The sequence below is a fragment of the Aurantimonas sp. 22II-16-19i genome (assembly GCF_002088275.1).
GTDB lineage: Bacteria > Pseudomonadota > Alphaproteobacteria > Rhizobiales > Rhizobiaceae > Jiella.
In genome coordinates, this window is the sequence record NZ_AQQS01000053.1 from 24,150 (window position 1) to 31,006 (window position 6,857).

At 66.7% G+C, this 6,857-nt stretch carries 8 protein-coding genes; all 8 read left to right on the forward strand.

Features of this window, described 5'->3' with window-relative positions:
* Entirely contained in the window at window positions 1-1,062 is a 1,062-nt protein-coding gene (locus ATO4_RS27980; protein ID WP_176223174.1) for a hypothetical protein, read from the forward strand.
* An 8-nt stretch (window positions 1,063-1,070) separates the two neighbouring features.
* Entirely contained in the window at window positions 1,071-1,556 is a 486-nt protein-coding gene (locus tag ATO4_RS27985; RefSeq protein WP_176223175.1) for a phage baseplate assembly protein, read from the forward strand.
* A complete protein-coding gene (locus ATO4_RS25475; protein ID WP_083594751.1) occupies window positions 1,553-2,077 on the forward strand; it encodes a phage GP46 family protein in 525 nt (174 codons plus the stop codon). The genes ATO4_RS27985 and ATO4_RS25475 overlap by 4 nt, the downstream gene beginning before the upstream one ends.
* On the forward strand, window positions 2,058-3,137 hold the full coding sequence (locus tag ATO4_RS25480) for a baseplate J/gp47 family protein (protein ID WP_176223176.1): 1,080 nt from the start codon (window positions 2,058-2,060) through the stop codon (window positions 3,135-3,137). Before ATO4_RS25475 ends, ATO4_RS25480 begins: the two co-directional genes overlap by 20 nt.
* Window positions 3,130-3,906, forward strand: coding sequence for a putative phage tail protein (locus tag ATO4_RS25485; protein WP_083594755.1), 777 nt, complete (start codon window positions 3,130-3,132; stop codon window positions 3,904-3,906). Before ATO4_RS25480 ends, ATO4_RS25485 begins: the two co-directional genes overlap by 8 nt.
* 72 nt (window positions 3,907-3,978) lie before the next feature.
* Window positions 3,979-5,220, forward strand: coding sequence for a hypothetical protein (locus tag ATO4_RS25490; protein WP_083594757.1), 1,242 nt, complete (start codon window positions 3,979-3,981; stop codon window positions 5,218-5,220).
* Complete coding sequence (locus ATO4_RS25495) at window positions 5,220-5,753, forward strand: hypothetical protein (protein WP_083594759.1); 534 nt, start codon at window positions 5,220-5,222, stop codon at window positions 5,751-5,753. Before ATO4_RS25490 ends, ATO4_RS25495 begins: the two co-directional genes overlap by 1 nt.
* A 68-nt stretch (window positions 5,754-5,821) precedes the next feature.
* A partial coding sequence (locus ATO4_RS25500) for a hypothetical protein (RefSeq protein ID WP_139802698.1) occupies window positions 5,822-6,857 on the forward strand: 1,036 nt, incomplete at its 3' end.

Here is a 6,857-nt window from a genome sequence, read left to right on the forward strand (position 1 = left end):
ATGGCCTGGGAAACCGTCGTTCTCGAAGTGGCCGGCAAGCCGCTGGCCTTCACGCGCGTCGAGCTGCGGGTGTCGGCCGAGGAGGTGTCGCGGGAAGCGTCCTTCGACATCGCCTGGATCCAGCCGGGGCCACCCTGCGGGCCGGACGAGGAGGCCACGATCAAGGTCTCGGGGGAACTCTGGCTGACCGGCTACACGCGGGACGTCCGGGGCTCTCTGTCGGCCGATCAGCGGTCCTACGCCCTCACGGTGGTGTCGCGGTCTGTCGACGCCACAGAGGCCTCTGTCGACCATCCGACGGGGCTTGCGAAAGACCTCGACCTGAAGGGCATTGCCGAGACCTTCGACACGCTGGGCATCGGGATCGAGACGACGATCCAGACGGCAAAGAAGAAGTTCCACAAGCTGAGGCTTGGGGAGACGTGGTTCCAGACGCTGGAGACCGAAGCGCGGGCGCTTGGCGTGCTGATCCACGACACCGCCGAGGGCAAGCTGAAGCTCTCCAAGGGGCCGGACGGCAAGGTGGCCGGCGCGCTGCGCGAGGGCGTCAACATCGAGCAGGCCACGGCGACGATCTCCGGGCGCGGCACCTTCTCGGAAATCAAGGTCCGGGGGCAGGCGTCAGAGGGCACCTCCAAGACCGCTCTTCGGCCGGTCGGCGAGGCATCGGCCGGGGGCAAGCGCAAGCGGCCCCTGATCAAGGTTCACGAGGGCGAGGCGACGAGCGAGCGGCTGAAGGACCGGGCGGCCTGGGAAGCCAAGCGCGCGGCCGGATCCTCCAAGGAATGCACCGTCACGACGCCGGGCTGGCGTTCCAACGGGCAGCTGTTCGAGGCGAACAAGACGATCGAGGTCATCATCCCGGCCTTCGGGATCGAGCAGCAGATGACCATCGCCAGCATCGTGTTCGAGCAAGAGGCTTCCGACGGGCAGGGCGGCGGCACCAAGGCGACGCTGACGCTCAAGGATCCCCGCGCGCTCGGCGGCGAGAACCCGCGCGGCAAGAGCGCCGACAGCTGGTCGGCGCCGGCGGTGCCGATCCCGACCTTCCGGGCGGACTGAGGAACATCATGGCCGACAGTGGTTTCACGCGCTTCGAACTCGACGGGTCCGTCGAGCACCGGGGCGGGCAGCAGTTCGTCAACGGCAAGGGCTTTGCCGGCGATGGCTATGAGAGCGTCCACCGGATCGAGCCGCATGGCTTCGCATCGCACCCGGTCGCCGGCGGCATCGGGCTTCTCACGGGCGTCCGGGGCAATCGGGACTCGGCCTATGTGGTCGGCGGGGAGAACCCGTCGCTGCGGCCGCAGGGCGATCTCCTGACCGCCGGCGGGACGGCGATCTATGACGCGGCGGGGAACATCGTCTCCATCGTTGCGGCGAAGATCCGGATCGTCCACTCGGCGGAAATCCGCCTGACGGCGCCGCAGATCATCCTTGACGGTGAGGTCCACATCGGCGGCGAGGGCGGCGTCCCGGCTTCGAAGTCCGGCACGATCGACAGCGCCGGCCATACCGATGTCGGCGGCTTCGCAACCAAGGTGTTCCTGACGTGAGGATCATCCCGCTTTCCGAGGTCGAGGAACCGCAGCTCTCGCCCGACATCGTCTGGAACGGCGAGATCGGCGACCTGGCGCTGTCTTCCCTGACGGATCCGATCAACCCGGCCGGGCTCAAGGCCGACCAGCCGCTGCAGACGGCGGTGATCATCGCGCTCATGACCGACATCCGCGTCGATCCGACCGAGCTTCGGGACGGCGACCGCAACCAGGGCTGGCCCGGCGACGGCTTCGACCTTGAGCCGGGCGAGCATGCGCTGGGCTCCAAGCTCTGGCTCCTGCGCCGCGCGGCGCTGACGGCGGACATCGCGAGCCAAGCCGAGGAATACGCGACGATCGCCCTGCAGCCATTGATTGATCAGAGGGTGTTCGTCCGCTTCGACGTGGCGGCCAAGGCCGGCAACGTCCGCAACCGCCTCGACCTCACCATCGCCGGCTACGGCCGCGAGGGCACGGTCACCTATCACGAGCGCTTTGCAGTCCTATGGGATGGTCTCGATGCCCTATCAGCCGCGTGACCTGACGACGATCCACCGGCAGGTGCGCTGCGCGATCCGCCAGTATTTCCCCGGGACCGACGCCGGCATCAAGGGCAACGTGCTCTATGTCATCGGCAAGGTCGAGGCCATGCTGGTCGAACTCTACGACCAGCGGCTCGGCTGGATCTCCAAGCAGCTGCACCTTCATTCCGCCACCGACGAGCGCACGATCGAGGCGCATGCCGCCGAGTACCAGATCATCCGCAAGGCGGCGACGGCGGCCACGGGGCTGATCACCGGCACCGGCGCGGCGGATCGCACCTATCCCGCCGGCATCCGCTTTCTGTCTGCGGACCAGACCTATGTGACGACGGCGCCGGCCACGGCCACCGATCTCGGCGCCGTCACCTTCACCGTCGTCTCGGAGGCGACAGGATCGGCGGCCAACCGCGAGGCGGCGGGCGAAATGCTCCTCGCCGATGCCGGCCTCTATCCGACGCTGGGCGACACCTTTCTGGTCGGCGATGCCGGGCTCGGCGGTGGTGCGGATCGCGAGGACATCGAAAGCCTGCGGGCGAGGGCGCTGGATCGCAAGCGTCGTCCTCCGCAGGGCGGATCCCTGGCCGATTACGAGCAGTTCGCCTTGGCCGTCCCCGGCGTCGTCAAGGCATGGGCCTACCGCATGACGGACGGCATCGGCTCGATCGGGGTGTTCTTTCTTTTCGAGGGCCGGACCAACCTCATTCCGGAGAGCGCCGACGCCGCGGTAGTGACGGCGGCAATCGATGCGCGGCGGATGATCCGGGTCGATGCCGAGGCGCTGGCGCCGGTGGCCGTCGCGGTGCCGGTGACGATCTCCGGTCTCAACCAGGACACGGCTGACATCCGGGCCTCGATCTCGGCGGCGATCAAGGCGATGCTGCTGGAGCGAGCCTATCCCTCGATGCCGGACGACACCTTCGTCCTGTCGCGGTCGTGGATCGGCGAGGCCATCTCCGGCGTCACTGGCGAGGACCGACATGTCCTCGTCGCACCTGCGGCCGACGTCACCTTCGCGCTCGGCCGCTATCCCGTTCTGGGAACCGTGACCTATGCGTGATCCGGCCCGCAACGTCTGGACCGAATACGAGCCGGCGGCGGCCGGGTCCGAGCTCTATGTCGATCGCAGCGACGCGCTGTCCGATCCCGATGTCGAGGATCTTCTGCCGGCGGCGCTGTCGCTGTGGCCCAAGGGGGCCGCCTGGGGCTCGCCGGACGGACAGGCCATCGACGAGGGCTCGAACTGGGCGAAGCTCACCCGCGCGCTGCTGGCGCCCGTGGCGGAGCTGTATCGGCTGGCCTTCGAGGAATCGAAGGAATGGTTCGTCCTGTCGCTGCGCGAGCGGCTGGTCGACTGGGAACGGGAATACGGCCTGCCGAGCGACTGCGCCCGGCCGGACCAGAGCTACGAGACGCGGTTCTACACCCTTCTCAACAAGATCCGGTCCACCGGCACGATCACGCCGCAGGACTTCGTCCGGCTGGCCCACTTCGCCGGCTTCCGGATCAAGATCGAGGAGCGCTTCGGCTTTCGCTGCGGCTATTCGCGCTGCGGCGGGCAGCACTTCGTCGGCTCGCCCTCGCAGGAGGGCTACTGGGTCGTCCATGTCTACGACCTTCGGCGGGAATATTTCCGGGTCGGCAAGAGCCGCGTCGGCCGCGATCCGCTGTTCGAGATCGTCGGCATCCAGGAGCTGATCTGCCTGTTCGAGGCGGTAGAGCCGGCGCCGTTCAAGGCGGTCTTCCGCTACGCCAAGGACGCCCTGCCGACCTACGGCACATGGCCCCACGAATGGCAGAGCGCGCCATGGGGCTTCTATGACGTCTGACCGCCCGACCGGCGGAGACGATCACGCAAGGGCTGGCGCTTCGCCGGTCCTTTTCGTTTTGAGAGGCTGAGAATGGAATACCGTCCGCCATACGTCGTCGGGGGCAATCCCGATCCGAACGCGCCCTATGTCGACGAGGACACGCCGGGCGCGATCCTCGGTTCCATTCCGCCGGCCAAGGCGATCGAGCATCCGCAGCGGGAAATCGGTTACGTCATCGACAAGGTCTTGGGCGACGGCACGTTCCGGTCGGCACAGGATCCGAACGACACGACGCAGCTCTACCAGGCGATCATCGCCGCTGCGCCGCTGATCACCCAGGATCTGACGATCAACGTCACGACCCTCGGCTCGCCGACGCCGGTCGATCCATTCGCCGGCGATCCCTTCGACAAGCTGTCGTCGGCTCTCGCCTGGCTGCGCCTGCGCCGGATCATGGGCAACGCCACGGTGGACATCGCGATCGCGGCGGGCACCTATTCGGAGACCGTCGACGAACTTGATCTGTCCCACCCCGACGGACTTTCGGTCACCATCTCCGGCGCGACGATGCTCGGTGCGTTCCCCACTCGCGCCAACCTAAACGGCACCCGAGCCACCGACGAGGCGACGATCCGGGCCCGCTTCGCCGTCAAGATCGAATGCGCCGGCGACGGCATCGTCGTCGGGCGCGCCGGCCTGTCGCTGATGAAGAACATCGCCTTCATCGGCGCCGGCATCAAGGGCGGCATCTACTTCGGCACGACGGAGCAGTTCGTCTCCGGCGAATTCGGCGGCGACGGGCCGGCCTCCGGCTCGATCGAGAGCTGCGCCTTCATTGGCTTCGACAGCGGCGGTCTCGTCCGCTCCGGCGGCTCGGCGTCGCTGTTCAACGTCATCTTCTGCCACAACGCCGGCATCGGCCTGCTCGCGAACGATGGCGGGTATGCGCTCGGCAGCAACGTCATGTGCATCTACAACGGAGCCGAAGGGGCGTTCGTGCGCGACGGGGCGATGATGGAGATCAGCGGGTCCGGGCACTTCGATAACAACGGCACCACCGGGCTCTACTGCATCCGAGCCAGGATCTTCGGGACGACGAACACCGCCAACGCGATCACGGCCAAAGCGAACGGCCTGCGCAACGTTTCGGCGCTGGACGACGGTCACGTCTCTCTCACCAATGCCGACCTGAATACGACCGGCGGCGCAGCGATTTCGGCCTTTGCCAGCATCGGCTCGCAGATCTTCCTCACGACGTGCTCGAACCTCGTCGGCCTTTCGCCGGCGGCCGGGACGGTCGGGAACAACAACTCCTATCTGCAGGTGTTCTGATGCGGGCCTATGTGAAAGGCGGGATCGTCCTCGCAACCCATGAAGACGATCAGAACGTGCCGGCCTCGGCCTATGGCGACGGCGTCGAGGTCGTCGCCGTGCCGGCGGGCGTCGTGGTGACGCCTGGCGAAACGATGCCGGAGATGGACCTAGCCGGCCAGAAGGCGATGCTCTGCGGCGGGATCGACACCCGCCGGGATGCCATCATCGCCGCCGGCTATCAGCACAATTTCGGCGCCGCGGCCGGGGTCCGCACACTGGACTGCCGGACGATCGAGGACCAGGCCAACTGGCTCGCCCTGCATGGGCTCTGGAGCGCAATGGATCCCGAGACGATGGTCGAGGTGATCGACGCCGGCAACGACGTCTTCGAGACCTCGGCCGCGACCGGGGCGCTGGCGGTGCGCTCGCTCGGCCAGTGGAAGTCGGCCCTGATCATCCACGCCCGCAACCTGAAGAATGCGGCCCTTGCCGCGGCCGATGCGCTAGCCTTGGCGGCCATCGTCGTCGATGACGGGTGGCCCGGCGAATAGCGCCGCCAACCCCACCCAAGCCTCCTGTCCGGCCCGCCATCGCGCGGGCCTTTTCTTTGGGATGAACCATGCCCGATTTCGATCCGCCGGCAATCGAGCCTGTCGTCGACGAGCGGACGCCGAACTTCGATCTTCCGCTGGTCAGCAAGCTCAACAACTCGGCGCAGACTGACACCCATCGGCTTCGCTCGGCCATCTACAAGGTCGACGAAGAACTCGGGAAGGTCAAAACGGCCAGCGCGGACACTGCGACGCCGACCCAGGCCGGCGCCAAGCGGGACGGGTCCAATGATGCTCCGGCGGTAGCTACATGGCTCGCAACCCTTCGCGACAGTAATCTGCGCGGCGAAGCCACGGGCAAGCTGACCCTTTCCAGCCGGGTTGTCATTGACCTCAGCGGCACGTCGCCGGGCGAACATCTGGCCATCTTCGGCAGCGGGCTGAACAGCCAGACATTCCTCGTCAAGAACGCGGACGGCGGACTGAAATTCAACGGCACCGGCGTCGGTCGCCAGCATTCGGTGGTGTTGGACCAGGTCGGGATTGTCCCCGGCCAGCCCAACAGCGGCACGGCGTTCGAGTTCGTCGGCAGCGCCGGCGGGCTCAACAACAACAACAGCGTCACCCTCAGCCACGTCCAGGTGGGCCCGCTCAACGAGGCCGACCCGAACGACTTCGCCGACGGCATCATCATTCCCCGGGGCTATCGCTCGCAGCTCGACCATGTCCGGGTGATGAAGGCGACCGCCCCAGGCGTCGGATCAGCGAACCTGAAGTGGAACTCGGTCGTCGATGTGTCGGAAACATACTTCCCTCGCATCACCGACATCTGGGGCAACGTGGTGGCGGGCGGCGCCATCTACGGCATCAAGTCGCACGGAACCGACGAGGAAGACATTTCTGTCAACGGCGCGCTCCTGAACGGTGCCGATTATGCCCTTTCCTATGTGCGAGACAGCCGTGAGCCGGGCGGAAGGTTCAACGATTGGGAATCGAACTCCAACGTCTGCAACTTCTACATCGACGGCGCCAAGCACTGGACGATCGTCGCGCCCTACCTCTTCTGCAAGCGCCACGTCAGCGGCTTCAAGGACATCCACATCG